A 274-nucleotide genomic window follows, 5' to 3' on the forward strand; every position below is an offset into this window, starting at 1 on the left:
GTCCTACTCTCCCACAGGGTCCCCCCTGCAGTACCATCGGCGCTGTAAGGCTTAGCTTCCGGGTTCGGAATGTAACCGGGCGTTTCCCTCACGCTATGACCACCGAAACACTATGAAACAGACAACCGCACCACACCCGTGACCTGGATGTGGGGTTGTTCGTGGTTTCAGAACCAACACAGTGGACGCGAGCAACTGAGGACAAGCCCTCGGCCTATTAGTACCGGTCACCTCCAGCGGTTACCCGCCTTCCAGATCCGGCCTATCAACCCAG

General features: G+C 58.0%; 1 rRNA gene. It reads right to left on the reverse strand.

Features of this window, described 5'->3' with window-relative positions:
• Window positions 1-107: ribosomal RNA gene (rrf, locus tag OO70_RS50965) — 5S ribosomal RNA — on the reverse strand; the annotation flags it as partial.
• Window positions 108-274: the final 167 nt, after the last annotated feature.

Source organism: Streptomyces xylophagus (assembly GCF_000716435.1).
Taxonomy (GTDB): Bacteria; Actinomycetota; Actinomycetes; order Streptomycetales; family Streptomycetaceae; genus Streptomyces; species Streptomyces xylophagus.